The organism is Coleofasciculus sp. A1-SPW-01 (genome assembly GCF_040217205.1).
Lineage (GTDB): Bacteria > Cyanobacteriota > Cyanobacteriia > Cyanobacteriales > Coleofasciculaceae > Coleofasciculus > Coleofasciculus chthonoplastes_A.
This window is the reverse complement of sequence record NZ_JAVJNP010000042.1, coordinates 107973-128323: the sequence shown is the minus strand read 5'-3', so window position 1 is coordinate 128323 and position 20351 is coordinate 107973. Positions and strand designations below refer to the sequence as shown.

Sequence of the window (20351 nt, the reverse complement as noted above, 5' to 3'; positions counted from 1 at the left end):
CCGTTTACGTTAGTGCAGCGACTCGCCCCTACCCCCTACCCCCTACCCATCTCTGATACCCTTCCCTGATACGGCTATGACTCTAGGTTTTAATTCCGTCTTGCCAACCGTTACCCGCCTCAGTCGCTGGGCATTATCGGCGGCTTTACTCTGTGCAGGTGCGGCGCAAGCGCAGATGAGTGTTTCTCCTTTAGTGATTGAAGCCCAAGCTAATCGGGGTCAAGCTCAGGCGATTATTAATGTTACTAATACCAGTAATCAACCTTTTCGGGGACGAGTTTATGCTGAACCCTTTACCTATGGGGATAATGGGTTTCAAAGCTTGGAGTCTAGCCCTAACGATTTAACGCCTTACCTGCAATTTTCACCCAGGGAATTAACTGTACCACCGGGAGTGCAGCGACGCATCCGTTTAATTACTCGCTTTCCACCCAGTTTGCCAGATGGGGAATATCGAGCCGTTGTTTTTACGGAAACGCTTCAGGAAACGACGGATAGTGGTGGCAATTCTGTCGCTTTAACTGCCCGAATTGGCACAACAATTTATGTGCGTCAGGGAGAGTTATCGCCAAATTTGACAGTGGAGAGTGGGAGTTGGAATTCAGAACTAGGACAGATTCAAGTTTTGGTGAATAATACTGGAATGGCATCGGCTAGAGCAGCGGTGAGTTGGAGGTTAAAGCAGGGAGATACGGTTATAGATATGGGGAGTTTGAAACCGACGGGAATTGTGGCTGAGAGTGAGCGTCAGTTTCTATTGAATTATCCTGATGAAGGGCAATTGGCGGCGGGTCAATATCAGGTTACGGGTGAGTTGATCTGGGCTGAAGATGATGAGCGACGGACACAGCCGTTTAGTGTTGATTTGATGATTCCGGCTAGTGCCACTAATTAAATTATTTCGACACTCTAGCCAGTTGGGAAGTTAGTTGAATTTTATTCTATGTTGATCGTTTTTAACGCAGAGGAACGCAGAGGTTGGCGCAGAGGAACGCAGAGGGTTGTTGATGGTTTGAGTTGGGGAGTCGATGCGTTTTGTTCCCCGTCCCAATAAAAGGGGTTTATGTTAAAAATTGTAGGTTTTCCGGGCGCCCCTACGTGTGGATTCTGTTTTGTGGCAAATTGCGATAATTGTTGGTTTGGTTGTGGGAATGGCGGCTAAGGCTTGTTCTGTTAGCTATTCCAATTTTCATGAGGATACAATTAGTCAAATTGAGAGGGAGGATTCAGGGACTCCGGTTATCGAAAATTCTGATAGTTTTACGGTTTTTCCGGTGGGGGTGAATGTTGGGGGACGTCCGGTGATTTTTAGTGTCTTGGTACGGGGACAGGAAGATGGTAGTCAAGCGGTTGAGTTTGAGAATTGGTTGATTCCTTATGATGCGGTGGTTCAGGCGTTGAAGCTGGAGGTGACGCCGTTAGCGGATGGACAATTAGACGTGCGATCGCCTGGATTGATTATTCGCCTGAATCCTCAAGAGTTACGGAATGACCCGGAGTTGGGGTTGGTGTTGTCGATTCAAGAGGTAGAAACGTTACTCGGTGTTGCCGCAGAATTTGATATTAATGAGTATGCGATTATCCTGAATCCGCCGTGGTTGGGACAGAAAACGGGGGGGATTGCGGCGACAGAAACCCCCGTTCAACTGGACGGTTTACCTCGAATTACGCCGACGGATTTGACGCTAACGGCGATTGAGGAACGGATTACGGCGACTGGATCAGAGTCAACGTCGGGTTTTGAGTCTTCGTCTCTGAGTTATCGGGGGGAATTAGCGGCGGTGGGGACGTTGTTATCAGGGAGTTGGTATGTCCGGGTAAATCAACCGGATTTCTTAGACTCGCCGAGTTGGAGTCTCACAGAAGCCCAGTATTTGCGACAAACGGATGCGGCGGATTATGTGGTGGGTTCTCAACCGACGTTTTGGCGAAGTCAGGGGAGGGGGGATTATTGGGGAATCACGACGATTCAGCGACAAGGGTTTACACCTCCGGTGACGTTTGGTGGGGGTGGATTTAGTCCAGGACAACGGTTACAGGCGTCGCAGGTGGGACAGACGATTGTGGGTGAAGCGGAAGCTGGGACGTTGGTACGGCTGACACAGGGATTTAGCGATCGCGTTTTGGCTGAAGTTCTCGTGGATTCGTCGGGGGTTTATCGGTTTGAGGATGTACCGATTGGCGGTCAACGGTTGGGGAATTATCGGGTTTTATTATATCCTCAAGGACGCCTTTCGGCTCAACCGGAGGTGCGAGAGGCGACGTTTTCGACGGTTCCGGGGCAAATTCCGGATGGGGCTGCGGCGACGATTGTTTCGGTAGGTTGGACTCATCAACCACCTGGATTGAACAATCAAAACTTTATTGGACAATGGCAGAATTTTCAGGGGGGAATTGCCCAACGGTGGGGGGTATCGGAAGATTTGACGATTGGGGTGGGGGGGATTTATGACCAAGCAGCGAGGGGATTAGCGGATGTATTTTTTCGCCCTAATGGGATACCTTTGGAAGTGGCGGCGTCGGTGTTGAGTCCAGATCAAGAGGGGGATTGGGATATTAATGCGAATTTGCGTTATGAACCAACCTCTACGATTAGTTTACAGTTTAATAGCGATCGCTTGTCCCAACGGCTTAACCTGAATTGGCGCATCTTTCCGCGTTTGACGGTTTTGGGAACCTATAATAGTCGCGAGGGGACGGCGGTAGGGATGCAAACAGGATTCAGTCGTCGTGGTTTTTTTACCTTTGCCCGGGCGACGCTTGATGACCAAAATCGCTGGCGCTGGAATGCGACACAACGGTTAGGATTTCTCCAATTGAATCATCAGGGGAATGAGTTGGGATTTCGGTCTGAGTTGAATTATAATCTATCGCGCCGTTTTCTCGGTGATGGCTATTCTGTACTGCTGAGTTATGAAACCCGCAACCTTCAGCAGGGGGATACTTTCGCCACAATTGGCTGGCGTTATCGATCCAAAGCGCGATCGCCCGATGGGAGTTATTTGTGGGACACTCAGTTGGGTTATGGGGTTGGTTCTCAGGGTTCGGGCTGGATTGCCCAGGTACAGACGACGATTATACCAGGTGTGCTGGTGCGGGGGCGGTATGATGGGGTATCGCTAACCTCAAATGAGGCGAATTATAGCTTAGAATTGGTGGCGAGTTTAAATGTACAGGAAGGGGTAACTCCAGGCGATCGCCAATCGGATCGGTTTCGCGATCGCGGCGGGATATTGATTCAGCCGTTTTTTGACCATAACAATAATGGTAAGTTAGATAGCGGTGAAGACATCTACACCGAAAATCCAGAGTTATTATTAATTCTGAATAACCAACCGATTCAATCCTTTCGTCCCCAAGTCCAAGCCAATGGAATTCGGCTACGCTTACCACCGGAAATCTATCGTCTCGACTTTGATCCGTCTGGATTTCCCCTAGATTGGCAAACCGTCAATGATGCTTATGCGGTTGAAGTGGTGGCGGGAAGTTATACACTTGTACAGGTTCCCTTAGTGTTATCCTATACTCTCTCTGGGGTAGTGACTGACGCCCAAGGGAATGTGGTTGCTGGGGCGAGGGTAGAAGCAATTAGCGCCGATGGCGAACAACGACGATTTTCTGTCACGAATGGGGCGGGTGTTTATTATCTGGAACAGTTACCCCAGGGGACATTCACGCTGCAAATCAATCAGCAACCCGCCCAACCAGGGACAATTACTCTGGATGAGGATGCAGAACCATTTCAGGAGTTGAATCTGCGATCGCGCTAGCGTGTCCGATAGGACGTATCGCCCTAACTCAATCCGGGACGAGAAAAGAGGGAACCCAAGATTTCACAAATCCTTGAGACATACTCTATAATATAAAACCTCATCAAAAGTTCAGTTCTGAAGCTATAGCATAGTTTTGTAGTTTTAACTCATTTTAGCTAGATTTTTTTCTAGCACGCTGACACTTGACATTTATTTCTTTATACTAGAGAAAAATGCGACAAAATCAGGCATAAATGTAGTAACCCTGCAACCTCACTAAAGCGAAACTAAAGATAGCTTGGGTTGATAGGTTATCAATAACAACCTCTTCTTAGTCGATTCACTACCCCCGATAGGGTGATTTTTGATCGATTTAATCCATTAAACCAGTCCAGTGCATTTCTACCTCAAAATCAGGGAAAACTCATGTCTACACCGATTCAGTTCAGCCGTTGGTTAGGGATAGTCTTGTTCATCCCATTGGTATTTCTGAAGCAGGAACCACTACAAGCCGAGTCGATAACGGCGGCTGATGATGGAACGAATACAAGTATTAATTTAGAAGGGAACCAGTTTAATATTACAGGCGGAACGCTTTCCGGAGATGGCGCGAATTTGTTCCATAGTTTCCAGGAATTTGGACTCGATGCTAATCAAGTTGCTAACTTTTTATCGAATCCTCAGATTCAAAATATTTTGGGTAGAGTATCTGGGAACGAAGCATCGATTATTAATGGGTTAATTCAGGTCAGTGGGGGAAACTCTAATCTATTTCTGATGAACCCATCGGGGTTTATTTTTGGGTCGGATGCCAGTCTGAATGTGCCAGGAAGTTTTACGGCGACGACGGCAAATGGAATTGGGTTTGAGAATGGTTGGTTTAATTTCAGTGGTGAGACGGACTATCAATCCTTAGTCGGTTCTCCGAATCGTTTTGCGTTTACGATGGATCAGCCCGGAAGCATTATTAATGCAGGTGAATTGGCAGTAAGTGAGGGCAAAAATTTAACCCTACTAGCGGGTCAAGTTATTAATACGGGAACCCTTTCCGCCCCCGGAGGAACCATTACAGTTACGGCGGTTCCTGGAGAAAAGTTAGTCCGAATTTCTCAAGCCGGGATGTTACTGTCGTTAGAAATTGAAGCTGCAACCGGGGAAGATTCCCTGCCAACAGCAGAAGGAATTTCACCATTACAATTAGCTGAGTTACTCACCGGACAAGATGAAGAGAGTACAGGCGTTATTGTTGAGTCAGCAAATACGGTGCGACTCATCGGTTCAGATGTGGTAATTCCCACTATATCAGGAACAACAATTTTATCTGGCGTGATTGATACCGCTAGTGAACAAGTGGGGGGTAATGTCTATCTAGTGGGCGAACAAGTGGGAGTCATCAATGCCACAATTAATGCCTCTGGTGGTGATGGGGGTGGCACAGTTTTGATTGGTGGCGGCTTTCAAGGACAAGGTACGATACCGAATGCTTTACAGACATTTGTAAGTTCAGATTCCGTTATTTATGCTGATGCACTTGAACATGGAAATGCTGGGCTGGTTGTGGCTTGGGCAGATGAAATCAACCGTTTTTATGGCAGTGTGAGTGCCACGGGGGGCGAAACTTTCGGTGATGGCGGTTTGGTGGAGATATCGGCTAGAGATAGTTTGATTTTCCGAGGATTGATTGATGTTGGGGCAACATCGGGAAATCTAGGAACTATCTTATTTGATCCGAAGAATATCACGATTAGTGATGGAGGAACAGATGATTTCAATCTCAATAATGCCTTTGGTGAGAATTCAGATAAGTCAGTTACCTTTGATGCGGATCAATTTAATGCCCTAATGGGGAATGTGGTTCTGCAAGCGAATAATGATATTACGATTAATCAGAGTATCAATGCCAGTAACATTGGCACGTTGACGCTGCAAGCGGGCAGAAGTATCACGATTAATAATGTAGTCATTACTTTAGACGGCGGCAACTTTAGCGCCACAATTAATGATGAAAATTCAGTAGCCACCCAGCGAGAATCCGGAGTTGCCCAATTTGTGATGAACTCAGGCTCGCAAATTTTCACCAATGGGGGTAATATTTCCATAAAACCGGGGAACTTTGGCGGTGATGCGATTGGAACGGTACAGCTTAATGGTGGAACTCTCAATTCTGGAGATGGTGCGATTGAGATTACTGGCAGAGGAAGTAGTGACGGTGCAGCAAAAACGGGAATTTTTCTGACTAATGGTACGGTTGTGGAATCAACAGGAACAGGTACTATTACTTTAGAGGGAACTGGTGGTTCTGGGACAAGTGCGACTCGCGGTATCGAGATTCAAAATCCTGGAACACGGGTAAGTTCCGAGGATGGCGATATTTTAATTAACGGCATTGGTGGAGACTCAACCGGGAACGATAACTTTGGTATTTTTATGCTGGGTGGGGTGGTTGAATCCACAGGAATCGGCAATATTACTCTAGAGGGTACAGCGGAAACGGGAACAGATGGGAATCGAGGGATTCAGATTCAAAATTCAGGAACCGTAAGTTCAAACGATGGTGATATTCTCCTAAGAGGTGAAGCCGAAAATGCCACGGGAAACAATAACTTTGGTATTTTTATGCTGAGTGGCGGTGTGGTTGAATCCACAGGTTCAGGGAATATTACTCTAGAGGGTACAGGGGGAACAGAGGCTTCTAGTCGCGGAATTCAGATTCAGGATTCGGGGACAAAGGTAAGTTCTAATACAGGGGATATTCTTCTTAGCAGTATAGGTCAAGATGCAACCGCCTCAGATAATATTGGTATTTCTCTGCTGGGAAGTGGTACGGTTGAAACTCAAGGTATTGGAAATATTACATTGACTAGCGACGGTAGTATTGATGCTAGTAGTGGAATCCTGGATAGTAGTTCACCGACGAATGGTGGGGATGTTGTCATCGAAGCCAATCGGGAAATTACCACTGGGAAAATTAACACCACTGGTGGTTCCGGGGGAGGGGGTAATGTTAGCCTTAATGCCCCTAATGATATTCAAGTTAGCTGGATTAATACAGAAGGGGGTATCACAGGCGGTGCCGTTGATATTACCACTGACAGCTTTTTCCGCGCCACTGATATCTTTACCGCTGCTAATGGCATACCTGCAAGTATCTCCACCATTGGGGGGAGTGAAGGGGGTACGATTACAATTAACCATGGGGGAGATAATGAAACTCCCTTTGAAATCGGTGATGCTAGTATCAATGGGATAGCCGCCTCCCTTACCAGTGGTGATGCGACAATTTCTCCGGTGGAATCCTTTCCCGGTAATCAAACCACAGGAAATATTCAGATTATTGGTGCAGGTTCTCCAGAGACACCTGTACCGCCAGAAACGCCTGTTTCTCCAGACTTAATGCTGTCCCCGGATGTTATTTACAATCTGTATAACGGAATTGATTTAGACAGTCTTGGTGAGTCTTCGTCTTTTATCAACACTACCGATAATGTTAATCAAGCGCTGCCGATTATCAACGCCTCAACCGCCCTTTTAACCCTACAAGATGCAACAGGGGCGACGAATCGCTATATTGAATCCTTAGAACAAGCCCGACTGAAAGAATTTGCGGATTACTTTGGGCGAGATTTCTCTCAGTATTCAATTTCCTTAGCCAGTATTGAACAAACATTAGCAGAAATTGAACGTCAAACTGGGAATCGTTCCGCCGTCATTTATGCGGTAACCCAACCCGATGGAGTGAAATTAGTCCTCTTTACCGCCGCTGCTGAACCTGTCACTAAAGTTATCCCAGTTAATCGTGACCAACTTCTAAGAGTTACAAATGAACTGCGAGTTCAACTGACGGATGCATTTCGCCGTCGGGGGAATGGTTATTTGAAACCCGCGCAACAACTTTATCAGTGGTTAATTGCACCGATTGCATCGGAACTGGAAGCGGCTGAAATTGATACGTTACTCTTTTCCATGGATGCGGGATTGCGGACAATACCTATGCCAGTCTTGCATGATGGTGAACAGTTTTTGATTGAAAACTACAGCCTCAGCATGATTCCCACATTCAGCCTGATGAATAGTAATTATCAGCGGCTGACAAATCCGCGAATCTTAGCGATGGGGGCATCAGAATTTACGGAACTTAATCCGTTACCAGCGGTTCCGGTAGAGTTATCAACGATTGCCCAAGAAGTGGGTGGTCAAGTTTTTCTCAATCAGGAGTTTACCTTAGAGAATTTAATTCAAGAACGCCAGCGTTATCCTTATGAAATTATTCACTTAGGAACTCATGCCGATTTTAAATCTGGCGGACCAAGTAATTCCTATGTGCAGTTGTGGAATGATAAGCTAACTTTAGACCAAATGCAACAGATGAATTGGGATAATCCGCCTGTGGAGTTATTAGTATTATCGGCTTGTCGCACGGCGGTAGGGGATAATCAGGCGGAGTTAGGCTTTGCTGGATTAGCGGTGGCGTCGGGTGTGAAAAGTGCTTTAGGTAGTGTTTGGCAAGTAAGTGACCAAGGCACATTGGCTTTAATGACTGAGTTGTATAACCAATTGGGTCAGACTCAAATTAAAGCAGAGGCGCTACGAGAAGCCCAGTTATCGATGTTGCGGGGAAATGTCGTGATTGAAGGGGGACAATTGCGCGGAAGTGGAACGCGAGGAGGGGTATCGTTACCGCCACAATTGGCTGAGTTAGGACAGGTTGATTTATCTCATCCTTATTATTGGTCTGGATTTATGATGATTGGTAGTCCGTGGTAAGTTATAGCGCTACGCGCTACGCGCTAGGCAATAGGCAATAGGCAATAGGCAATAGGCAATAGGCAATAGGCAATAGGCAATAGGCAATAGGCAATAGGCAATAGGCAATAGGCAATAGGGTAAAAACAGTCATTATTCCTTTGACGTTGCTAAAACAAGGCTTTAATTTTCTGCCACAATTCCATTAGCTTTTGATGCCATTTTTGCCCACGCCTACGATTAGTCGCCAGGTTTTGTAGCATCCACAGTTCATCATCATTGGGGTTCAAGTTTAACGCCTGATTGTAAGCGGTAATAGCTTCCTGATACCGATGTAATTCCTGAAGCGCATTTCCCCGTTCTGTCCAGTAGTGATAATCTTGTTTACGTTCTAAGGCTTGATCATAACTGTCAATCGCGTCTTCATAGCGCCCTAACCTAAATAAGGTTTTACCGCGCAAATACCAAGTGTAATAATTTTGGGGGTGAATCTGTAATGAGTGATCATAACACTCAATCATCGATTCGTAGCGTTTTAAATTTAACAGAACAACAGCTTTAGTGTTCCAGGCTAATTCATAATCAGGATTAATCTCCAAAGCGCGATCGCAACTCTCAACCGCCTCTTCGTAACGTTCGAGGTGATTTAAAACCATCGCCCGATTATGCCAAGCTTTATCAGAGTTGGGATTCACCTTGATCGCTTGATCGAAGGATGTCAGCGCTTCTTGATAACGATGTAACTGATACAACAGGAAACCGCGATTACAGCAGGTTCTATCATCATCCGGTTGAATTGCCAAGGCGTGATTGTATGATGCGATCGCCTCCTGCTGGCGATTTAATTTCCGTAATGTGTTCCCCCGATCAATCCAGGCTTTCCCATAGTTGGGGTTAATCGCTAAGGCGTGATTGTAGGAGTCAATCGCTTTTTCATACCGCTTGAACTTCCGCAACGCTATTGCCCGGTTGTACCATACTTTGACATCATTTGGGTTTAAGGTTAACGCTTTATCGTAGGACGCGATCGCTTGGTCGTAGCGTTTTAACTTTTGTAGTGTAATCCCCCGATAGTTCCATATTTTTGGATTATCAGGATTAAACTTTAACGCTTTGTCGAAACTCGCTAAAGCTTCTTCCTCACGTTCTAAATGCTGTAACGCTACCCCCTGATGATACCAAGCTGAGGTGCAATCGGTCTTAAGTGTTATTGCTTCATCGTAATAAAGAAGCGCACCTTCATAATCTCCTTTTTTGGCTAAAGCATCTGCTTTTTCTACCTTTAAATTCGCCTTGTCCTTAGCGGTTTGACGGTAGGATAAGGGACTGGAAATTGTTAAAGTTGGGTGTGAATGTTGTTGAGATTTAGGCAGGGAATCCCACTCATAACTCATTTCGTTAATTAACATAGGTAGACTCAGGCAGGCGTGATCAAGGTTCCAGTTTAATTTTAGCTGCCAAGCCTTTAAGCTGTACTCTTCCTAAATAAATAAATTATGTCAAAATGGTTTTTCTATAGAGTCTAGGGTTGAGAGGGATGAATGTTTCTTATATTTGTTGTGCAGAGAAAATAAAACTCAATAGAGACTTTACCGACAACCTATCTACGACAAGAATGACCCGGTAAGGCTTCTGCAAATCCCCGGAAAACGTTATTGTAGTGAAAGTAAGGTTAGAAAAAAAGATATGGCGGTTCAGTTGCGGCGACCTATTTTAGTGGGCGGTATTGCTTTATCCTTTGGATTATGGCTGCTAGACACTATGCATCAGTCGGTGGCGGAGTGGGGAGAAGTTGGACTCTTGGGCGCGATCGCACTCGGTAGTGGGGTATGGTTGTTTCAGAAGCGAGGGTCAAGTTCGGTGGAGTTATCTGTGATATCCTCGCCTCTAGATCGAGCTACGGTAGAGGGGGCGATCGCTCAAGCTGAAGTCGCTATCTCCCGCCTAGAAACAGAAGTCGAGAAGTCTGAAAATAGCACATCATTACGACAGCAGGTTAACCAATTAACCAGCCAATTGGATCGACAAGAATTACAACTGCTTGTCACTGGCGGTAAAGGCGTCGGTAAATCCTGTTTAGTGAACGTCTTAAACTTGAACGGGTTATCCGAACAATTCCCCACGGTTAGCGTAAAAGAAACTACCGCCTTATTCCCAGGCGATCGCACTCAGGAGATGATCCCGAACTCGGATTTAATCCTCTTTGTAATCACCAGTGATTTAACCGATTCCGAGTTTCAGCTTTTGCAGCATCTGAAAGCGCAGAATCAGCGACTTCTGCTCATCTTTAATAAACAAGACCAGTATTTACCCCCAGAACGAGTGCTAGTGTTGCAACAACTGCGACACCGACTCGCCCAACTTTTCCCCCCAGAGGATATCATTGCGATCGCGGCGTCTCCCACTCCTCTAAAAGTGCGCCAGCATCAATCTGATGGGTCAATCCAAGAATGGTTAGAGGCGCAAACACCTGATGTCACTGCTTTGACGCAACGATTGCAGCCCATCTTAACTGAAGACGCCCAACAGTTAATCTGGGGAACCACTCTCAGATCCGCGATTAGTCTCAAAGCTGAAGCCAAAACCGCCTTAAATCAAGCCAGACGCGATCGCGCTTTACCCCTGATTGAACAATATCAGTGGATTACCGCCGCCACTGCTTTTGCCAATCCGGTTCCCGCTTTAGATTTACTCGCCACGGCTGCAATTAGTAGCCAATTAGTGATTGAATTAGCCGAAATTTATCAACAAAAATTTTCCCTATCCCAAGCCCAATCTGCTGCCAAAACCTTGGGTAGCTTAATGGTTAAACTCGGTCTGGTTGAACTCTCCACCCAAACTATCGGTGGTATTCTCAAAAGCAATGCGTTTACCTATATCGCTGGCGGTGCAGTGCAAGGCGTTAGCGCAGCTTATCTTACTCGATTAGCGGGGTTGAGTTTAATCGAATATTTCCAAGACCAAGAGATTAGCGAACCGACAGCAGCCGATAACCCCTTAAATCTTGACCGCCTGAAAGAGAAACTGCAAACTGTTTTCCAACAAAATCAACGGACAGCATTTTTACAGGGATTTGTTCAGCAAGCGGTAAAACGTTTGCGCTTAAATTCAGCGTCAGTCTAGTGTAGAGACGCACCATGGCGCGTCTCTACACGATTAATTTTCTGCTTCAGTCGTAAAAACGGAAGGAATAGACTCCTCCGCGTGACCCACATCAAACACAATCGCGAATTGTAAGTCAGGCATCATTCGCTTCAGAATATGCAAATGACCTTCAGCATCGCCACGACGACGGAAGCGACCCACAATGACATTTTGTAAATTGGACTGCAAGCGGACAATTTTCCACGGACTCAACTTGTCTTGATAATTCATTTCTGTAAAACCCCTTGTGTCAACGACCCATGACTAATAGCTGTACATGATAGTCAGGGCTGAGATTATGGATAGAGAACCCTGTAAGAGTATGTTTCAGTCTTATAGCAATAGACACATCGATTAGGACGTTCGGCACCATTGTAGAGACGCGCCATGGCGCGTCTCTACATAAATGATGTGTCCTAACAGCCATGGCGGTTGCTATATATAGTGATACAGCTTTCATCAGCGCTATCGGGATAGAGTGCCTGGTACCGCTACCTTAGAAGTTAAAACTGTGTCATGGCATCTCAACAGATTGTGATTAAAAAGAGATGAAATGCTATAGGCTGTGGAGCGTACTGATTTAATCAACCGAGCCATCGCCGCTATTTCAGCACTCGATCAACGTTATCCTAATCGAGGGTATCAGAAACTATGGCAGGGTAAACTACAAGGTAAAACTCAAGTCGAACTAATTGCTGATTTGGGCTTAAAAAGTCAAGATGCTGTCTCAAAACGTTGGCGGGAGTTATTAGAACGCCTTGCTGAGGAGTTGGGATTATTACAAACGGCAACTATCCAACTCGAACTGAAGGCGACAAGCGCTAAAAACGTTCGGCGATCGCGCTCAACTCAAGCTTGGTAAAACCTTTCAAGGGGTGCATTGTCACAATTATTTATACGGAAACACAACTTCTCGAAATGTAAGCGAAACTCTTCGACTTCTGCCGAATTCTCTTCCCTGATACTTATCATTTTTGCGAGCAGGAATTCCATGTTGCCACTGATAGCGAGCAACCCTTTGTAAAATAAGTAAACTCCCCGGTAATAGCAGAACAGGAATCTGGGTTTGCGTGGGTGGATGGGTTAAGTTCATCACACAACAACTCCCCAAACTTAGAGAGATAATGGTATTACCAAAACAGGGAACACAGTCAACATGATTGGTAATTCCTTGACCAGGTAAGTATTCATTGATAATTAGTTGATCGGGGGGAGTTGGGGTGACGCGATCGCGAACCAGTCTTTGCCCCAGTTGGTTTGCCCAATTTGGCAATTCTCCCAAGTAGCTGGCAGAGGTTAATGTCCGTTTTTGATACTCATAGCGATACCCATAATGTTGTACTCTGCGTTTTAATTGGGTTGACCATTCCTGTTGGTCGATAATCTCCAGTAATTGATTTTGCTCCTGAGTATTGATATAATCATGGATTAAGTTTAGTCCAGGTATTTCTGGCACAATAAAGTCTGATTTAGGGTCTACATCGAGATTTAGCAACTTTGACGAGGGTATCATTTTGGGCAAATTTTAATCTATAATTGAATAATTAACTCATGGGATTTTAACCTATCAAAAATATAAAATGAATCTCAATATATTTATTGGTGGGTTACGGCGGATACCGGATTAAAAGGTTATTGGCTTAAGGATTGTACTTTGGACAAAAAATAAATTTGCGTAATTTATTCGCCAAGGCATTTGGGCCAGAAAAATTAGATGTAGGGGCGGGTTTAGGGAATCAATTCAGATATCCACCAATAACGGAACAACAAAACCCGCCCATTCCCCCACCGAAAGGCAATCGATTAATCCCAAACTGGACAACCCAACCCACCTTATTCGCAACCGAGATCGCAGTGAAAGGTTTGGGCAGGGCGGGTTTTGTAGAAAGGTGATTGGTGGCTCCATTAATTTTGTCCCTAAACCCGCCCCTACATTGGGTTTTATGTCCCGATATCATATTTTAATATTAACCTGAAACCCGAGCAAAAAACACCAAATTCCCAACCGCGATCGCACTTTGTTTGTCCAACTTCCAGTTAAGCAAATACCCGCCTAACCCACCCTACTGACGTGACCCATCTTAATTGATGGATTGGAATTGGTTCGTAGTGAGGGAACCTTAGCCCTCTCCAGCTAGGCATTATAGCACGCTTTGTGCTTACATCACAGTAAGCCCTATTTTAGTTGTGCCATTCCATTACAGGTTATTAATTTATTTTGTCTCAACGATAGGGATATTACCCGCCACAGTTTTGTCAGCAATCAACAATTAACAATTTACCGCTATGCTAGAACATTGGTGTTATCAGTTGCGCCCATAAAATGACTTTAATTCTCACCAATGATGATGGAATAGATGCTCCAGGGATTCAAGCACTCCAGCAAGCGGTTAAGGGTAAAAGCGTTATCGTTGCGCCTCAAACCCATTTATCCGGTTGTAGTCATCAAGTTACCACGCATCAGCCGATCCATGTCCAACGGCGCTCAGAATTTGCCTACGCGGTAGCCGGAACGCCTGTCGATTGTACCCGTCTCGCCCTGACTCAACTGGTGCAAAATCCCCAATGGGTACTCTCTGGGATTAATGCAGGCGGTAATCTAGGGGTTGATATCCATATTTCCGGGACAGTAGCGGCGGTGCGGGAAGCGGCAATTCTGGGAATTCCAGGGATTGCGATTTCCCACTGGATTAAACGCCCGTTGGTGATTGATTGGCAAGTGGCTAGCCGTTGGACAACACGAGTGTTAGGAGAGTTATTTCAACGTCCCACTCATCCAGGTATGTTTTGGAATGTGAATTTACCTCACCTAGAACCCGGTTCTCCAGAACCTGATATCGTATTCTGTAAACCGAGTATTCAGCCCTTACCCGTTAACTATGTTGTAGAGGGGGATCACTATTACTATAAAGGCGAATATGCCAAACGCGATCGCGCCCCAAGTACAGATGTTGATATTTGTTTTGGCGGTAGTATCGCCGTGACTCTCCTGTCACTTTGAATTCCCAATTTTCACGGGAAATCTAGCAACCTGCATCGGGGCGGGTTTAGTTAGGGCTTACTGCACAACCCGGAAACCCTGATCCATCAATACTTTGAGGCGTATGGACAGTGGATAAAGTGCCAGGAAATGGGGTAGCATCCTTCCTAAGTATGGCATCACCTTGCTCAGGGAAAATGTACCCTTGCTCCCTCAGCTGACACACCGAGCGAAGTCGAGGTGTTCCCCTGCTCCCCCTCACCTCACCACTTATTCAGCAAGCCCTAGTTATATCTGGGTGTAACCGAAAGGATAGTAGTGAAACCCGCCCCTACACTGTCAATAAGGGTGCAGCTTGTAACAGGGTTTGGGTATACGGATGCTGGGGATTCGTAAACAAGTCTTCCGTTTCTGCCATTTCCACAATCTGACCCCGATTCATCACCGCGATCGCGTCACAGAAAAACCGGGCTACCCAGAGATCATGGGTAATAAATAAATAGGTTAACTCAAAGTCCTGTTTTAGCGATCGCATTAATTCCAGCACCTGCGTCTGCACACTTGCATCTAACATACTCACCGGTTCATCACAGATAATCAAACGGGGACGAGTAATCAACGCCCGCGCGATCGCGACTCGTTGCTGTTGTCCTCCGGATAAGTCTCTGGGATAGCGGTGGTAGTAGTCGTCTGGAGGCGTTAATCCCACCCGTTCCAGCATTTCCATCACCTGCTGTTTCGCTTCTGTTGCTGTCGCTAGGTGGTGGATAAATAGAGGATCAGCAATACTATCACCCACTCTCATTAGGGGATTCAAACAAGCCAAGGGATCTTGAAAAATCATTTGAATATGTCGCCGCATATCCCGCAAGGATTTCCGGTTCAGTTGGGTTAAATTTATGCCTTGGAATTCCACAATACCAGAGGTGGGCGGAATCAGTTGCAAAATTGTGCGCGATAGTGTACTTTTTCCACATCCTGATTCTCCCACTAATCCCAAAACTTGACCCGGATACAGATCAAAGCTAACCTCATCCACGGCTTTGATCAGTTGAGGTTCGCGGGAAAACAATTGGGCAATAAAATTTTGTTCTAAGGTGAAATACTGCTTTAACTGTTGCACTCGGAGAATGGGTGTTGGTAGATTGTTCTTCGATGTAGAGACGTTGCATGCAACGTCTCTACATTGTTCCCCATCATTCACCGTTTGCATAAGCAGCGCCGCTTGCAGGAGCGATCGCGTATACTCATGCTGAGGGTGGTGTAAAATGTCCCCAACTGCCCCCATTTCTACCAGTTTGCCCCCATACATCACCGCCACGCGATCGCAATATTCCCCTACCATGGCTAAGTCGTGGGAAATTAGCAACAGCGCCATCTCCCGTTCTTGGCAAAGTCGCGTCAATTCCTGTAATATCTGGGCGGAGACGGTGACATCTAGACTTGTGGTTGGCTCATCCGCGACAATCATCTTAGGATTGAGTAATAGGGCGAGTGCGATCGCGACTCGTTGCCGCATTCCGCCACTAAATTCATGGGGATACTGGGACCAACGGTTAGCCGGAATCTTCACCGCTTCTAGGGTTTCAATTGCCTTTTGCTTACACTCAGAACGCGATAACTGAGGTTGATGCGCTTGTAAGGTTTCTAGACAATGATCCCCAATCGTCATCAACGGATCAAGGCGTGTCATCGGATCTTGAAATACCAGCGCCACCACTCCCCCGCGAAACTGGCGCAGTTGAGTTGGGTTCAACTCAAAAATAGACTGTCCTTTAAATTTAATTTGTCCTTCAATTTTTGTTGCTGTTGGTAATAACCGCATCGCAGCGCGTCCCAGAGTGGATTTGCCACACCCTGACTCTCCCACTAATCCTAATCGTTCTCCAGGATTCAGAGTAAATGAGACATCATTCACCGCCCAATATCCCGGATTAGTTGGATAGGCAATGTGTAAATTTTCGATACAAAATAAAGTCATAAGCATGTAGGGGTGGGTTTAGCCGTTTAATTTTGATACCTACCGATAATTGAACAACAAAACCCGCCCTCCCCACCTTCAGATGCTGCCATTAACGCACCGTCTTATCGGTTATGTATCGAAGCGCTTCGCTTATTCACAAGATTGTTGTGTCCCATCGGGCAGAATTGCGTTACAGAGATTCGCTTGGTTAAGATTAGCCCCCTCTAGATTCGCCCCCTCTAGATTCGCCTCTTGTAGATTTGCCTTCTGCAAATTCGCCCCCGCTAAATTAGCATTGCTCAAATCGGCTTGAAACAAGGTTGCTTCCTCAAAGTTCGTGTTTTGAAGGTCAGAATTGTACAGACTCGCACCACTCAGATTCACATTGCGGAAATTGGCTCCGTTTAAATTAGCATTAAATAAATTAGCACCCCGTAGTTCACGTTCCTCAGCCCCTTGATTCACAATTTCCCAAACCAAACGCCATTTGGGGTCAAGGGTAGTCTCTTCATTAATTTTGGCAGTTCTCAGGTTAGCATTTTCTAGATTAGCTCCGGCTAAATTAACATTTCCGAGTTCGGCATTTCTTAAGTTGGCATTGGTTAAATCGGCATTACTCAGGTCAGCATAGCGCAATTCCGTATTAGTCAACTGAGTACCTTGCAGATTAGCGCCTCGTAAGTTGACAATAAATAAATACGCTTCAGCTAAATTGGCATTTTCTAAATTTGCGTTTTCCAGATTCAACCCTTCTAAGTTCGCACCTGACAAATCCGCCCCCGCTAACGCTTGTCCGGAAATTCCTTGATTAACCAACTCCCAAACAAATAACCATTTGTCATTCAGAACCGTTTGACTATTAAATTGGGTTCCCCTTAAATCGGTGCGAAATAACTTGGCATTTTCTAAGTTAGCGCCTTTGAGGTTTACCCCTCTTAATGAGGTTCCTTCTAAATTAGCGTCACCGAGATTGGCTCCTTCTAGAGATGCATTGGCTAATTTAGCCTGTCTTAAATCGGTTTCCTGTAAATTGGTACGAGTCAGATTAGCATTCTGTAATGAAGCATTCATCAGGTTTGCTTTCCGCAAATCTGCAAATTGTAAATTAGCATTCTGGAGATTCGCGTCTTCTAAATCCGCCTCTTGTAGATTAACTTTAACAAGTTTAGATCGAAATAAATTAGCGTTAGCGAGTCTAGCATTCTGGAGATCTGCATCCTCTAAATTTGCCCCAGAAAGTCGGGCTTCCCGTAAGTCAGCTTCTCTTAAATCGGCTTCAACTAAGTTAGCGCCTTCAATATTAAACCCCCTGAGATTCCGCTTCCTCAAACGCACTCCCCGCAGATTACAAGTCGGACATTCTCCTTCATCTAAGAGCTTTTCTACATCTTGATCTTTGGCGGCTTGCACGGAATTGCTGAGACATAGCAGGATAACTAGAGCGATAGTGGTAAAGCCGATGGCTAAAGGCAGGGTTTTAATCGTGGATAAACGCATAGAATAGTTAGTATAGATAAGTATTTACTATTTTAAACCAGCATGTAAAAAAACTCGAATTCAGAATTTATTAATCCATTGTAGGGGCGGGTTTAGGGACTCAATTGGGCTGGTTACCGATAACTGAACAACAAAACCCGCCCTTTATTCAATGGCGCTTTGGCTCAACCCCTTACATAAACGTAGCTTGCTTCTCGATGAAAGCGAGTATGACGTAGCTTGCCATTCCCCACCTGAATATCGGTGGGTTACGGCGGATAGCTGATTAAATAATTATCGCCTGAATTAAATTTCGCCTAACCCACCCTACGATTTATACAATTTTCAATATACCTTCAATCCCGCCCCTTTAAAATTGCAATGTGGTTCGTATTGTGCCAATAAATGTATCATCGTTATCGCTATTATGATCCGGTGCAGTTAGCCAAATTATCCCTGGTGTAATTGTAATATTATCGGTTAACTTATACTGGTAGAATGCTTCTAGATGTAGGGAGGTACTCGGATCATCAATGCCTAAACTCTTCAAACCATCGCTCCCGGTGACTTTGGGTTCCATCCCGATAATAAATCCGCCGAGATTGCCAGTTTTGCCGAAATCGGGTAAGGCTAATGTTAGCGCCCAATACCATAAATTAGCATCCCCTTCGTCGATAACATTAGCGGTGGTATAACCCGCCCATCCTCCAACTACAAATCGGGGATTAAGTTGTACGGAAGCGGCGAGGTTAACGGAATTTGTAACGACGGGCAAATCTAATTGATTGACTAAATTAGTATCCTGACTACCGACTTGCCAGTCTTGGTTATACGCATTAACATAAGTCAAGCCAATCGTGGCGCGATCGCGAATCTCAAATTTGACTTGGGCTAATGCGCCATAAGCCCCATCAAATAAGCCGTTACCGGGTTCCGGATTTCCGCCATTCCCAGCTAAATAGCCTAAACTGACTTCTAAGTGATCATTTACGGCGTGTCTTACCCCGACACCCGCCCCACTGACGAGATAATAAATCGGCGCACGAGTAGCAAAGCGAGATACCGCCCCACTCGCGCCATCCCCATCCAGGTAAGGGTTAATCGTATCCGTAAAGTCATCCGCCGCCCCAGCATTCGCCGCAATAACCACTTGCGTCTGATTCCCGATCGGGAAACGGTACAATAAAGCATCAATCTCCAAGTCACTATCACTAGCCCCAGTAAAAGATAGTTCCCCTTCCGGTGTACCTGTGCGACGTTGCAGACGCCCTAATCCTTCCGCTTGTAGTCGGGTTCGCAGTAAATCTTGACCCGTGAAACTGGTGTCTAAATTTAAGCGGGTACGATGTCCCAATGTGGTGACAGTATCATCCTCAGAAACAATCCCCGCCGCGCCAATAATCACTTCTCCATCCAGTTGAGTTGTTGTCGAAAATTGGGTCAGTTCCAGTTCTCGAGTTCGAGCGGTTAAGGCATCTACATCACCCCGTAACAGGGAGAGTTCTAAAACAAATTCATTGGTTAACTGTTCCAGTGTGGCTAAGTCTGTGGGAGGAACATCGCGCCCCCTGGCAATTAAGGATTGGATTTGATCTAAAGCCTGACGTAATCCGGCGGCAAATTCGTAGCGAGTCATTGACCGATTGCCTCGGAATGTACGATCAGGATACCCTGTGAGTATGCCATATCGTTCAATGAGCGATCGCAAGGCAGTATATGCCCAATCACTGGGCTGTACATCCCGCAACTGGGAAACATTCGTCACTTGACCTAAGCTATTATTATCTCCGTACTGATTAATTGGGTCTAAACGGTTCTCAGTCGGATCACTCGACTCATTCCCTACTGGTTCTGGACTCTCTAAGGTTTCCCCTAAAACACAAAACTCCCCCGCAACTCCACACCCTTGCACCTCAACCTCTTGTGCCGTAACAGTTCCAGCCCACACTACCCAAAACGCGATCGCAGTACTCATCCACAGCAGTTTCGGCAAAATTTGATCCATTTTTCGGTTTCTCCTTATGTCCGGTTGAATACTTAAGTAGGTGGGGACAATTAAAGTTAACGGTGGGGATTGTCATTTGTCATTCGTCATTTGTCATTCGTCATTCGTCATACTCACTGTCGCGAGAAGCAAGCACCATTGTAGAGACGTTGCATGCAACGTCTCTACATAAATGATGTGTCCTAACCCTATGGCGGTTGCTATAATAATTTCACCCCCTCAACTCTACTGTATCAGTTCAATAAGTGCATTTGTTTTTATCGTATCAAGGCTTATTCCTAAGACTTT

The 20351-nt window shown here is 45.6% G+C and carries 12 protein-coding genes; 6 read left to right on the top strand and 6 right to left on the bottom strand.

The genetic code is table 11. The features are described from left to right. The first annotated feature begins 76 nt into the window (after window positions 1-76). From RH949_RS07425 to RH949_RS07415, 3 genes are all read left to right on the top strand, one after another. Complete coding sequence (locus RH949_RS07425) at window positions 77-895, top strand: P pilus assembly protein, chaperone PapD (protein ID WP_446352407.1); 819 nt, start codon at window positions 77-79, stop codon at window positions 893-895. A 205-nt stretch (window positions 896-1100) separates the two neighbouring features. Then, the gene (locus RH949_RS07420) at window positions 1101-3770 is read left to right on the top strand and encodes a carboxypeptidase-like regulatory domain-containing protein (protein ID WP_446352406.1); all 2670 of its coding nucleotides are present in this window, start codon (window positions 1101-1103) and stop codon (window positions 3768-3770) included. Between the two features lie 408 nt (window positions 3771-4178). Continuing rightward, window positions 4179-8516, top strand: coding sequence for a CHAT domain-containing protein (locus tag RH949_RS07415; RefSeq protein WP_446352405.1), 4338 nt, complete (start codon window positions 4179-4181; stop codon window positions 8514-8516). A 149-nt stretch (window positions 8517-8665) separates the two neighbouring features. Here the strand turns inward: RH949_RS07415 and RH949_RS07410 are convergent, their stop codons facing one another. Next, entirely contained in the window at window positions 8666-9904 is a 1239-nt protein-coding gene (locus RH949_RS07410; protein WP_446352404.1) for a tetratricopeptide repeat protein, read from the bottom strand. Window positions 9905-10181: 277 nt separating this feature from the next. On the opposite strand from RH949_RS07410, the gene RH949_RS07405 reads away from it, so the two are divergent. Then, window positions 10182-11618: a YcjF family protein gene (locus tag RH949_RS07405; RefSeq protein ID WP_446352403.1), complete on the top strand. Its 1437-nt coding sequence runs from the start codon at window positions 10182-10184 to the stop codon at window positions 11616-11618. A gap of 33 nt (window positions 11619-11651) precedes the next feature. Here the strand turns inward: RH949_RS07405 and RH949_RS07400 are convergent, their stop codons facing one another. Beyond that, the gene (locus RH949_RS07400; protein ID WP_006097839.1) at window positions 11652-11870 is read right to left on the bottom strand and encodes a hypothetical protein; all 219 of its coding nucleotides are present in this window, start codon (window positions 11868-11870) and stop codon (window positions 11652-11654) included. A 334-nt stretch (window positions 11871-12204) separates the two neighbouring features. Here RH949_RS07400 and RH949_RS07395 point away from each other — a divergent pair, with 334 nt between their 5' ends. Then, window positions 12205-12501 (top strand): hypothetical protein, encoded by a 297-nt coding sequence (locus tag RH949_RS07395; RefSeq protein WP_006098075.1) that lies wholly within the window; start codon window positions 12205-12207, stop codon window positions 12499-12501. 27 nt (window positions 12502-12528) lie between these two features. Here RH949_RS07395 and RH949_RS07390 read toward each other — a convergent pair whose 3' ends face one another. Then, window positions 12529-13152, bottom strand: coding sequence for an alpha-ketoglutarate-dependent dioxygenase AlkB (locus RH949_RS07390; RefSeq protein WP_446352402.1), 624 nt, complete (start codon window positions 13150-13152; stop codon window positions 12529-12531). 810 nt (window positions 13153-13962) lie between these two features. On the opposite strand from RH949_RS07390, the gene surE reads away from it, so the two are divergent. Then, on the top strand, window positions 13963-14640 hold the full coding sequence (gene surE, locus RH949_RS07385) for a 5'/3'-nucleotidase SurE (RefSeq protein WP_446352401.1): 678 nt from the start codon (window positions 13963-13965) through the stop codon (window positions 14638-14640). Between the two features lie 310 nt (window positions 14641-14950). On the opposite strand, the gene RH949_RS07380 is transcribed toward surE, so the two are convergent. The 3 genes from RH949_RS07380 to RH949_RS07370 form a co-directional block, all read right to left on the bottom strand. Then, window positions 14951-16606, bottom strand: a complete 1656-nt coding sequence (locus tag RH949_RS07380; protein WP_446352400.1) for a dipeptide ABC transporter ATP-binding protein — start codon at window positions 16604-16606, stop codon at window positions 14951-14953. 126 nt (window positions 16607-16732) lie between these two features. Then, on the bottom strand, window positions 16733-18079 hold the full coding sequence (locus tag RH949_RS07375; protein WP_446352399.1) for a pentapeptide repeat-containing protein: 1347 nt from the start codon (window positions 18077-18079) through the stop codon (window positions 16733-16735). A gap of 349 nt (window positions 18080-18428) precedes the next feature. Beyond that, complete coding sequence (locus RH949_RS07370; protein ID WP_446352398.1) at window positions 18429-20063, bottom strand: iron uptake porin; 1635 nt, start codon at window positions 20061-20063, stop codon at window positions 18429-18431. Window positions 20064-20351: the final 288 nt, after the last annotated feature.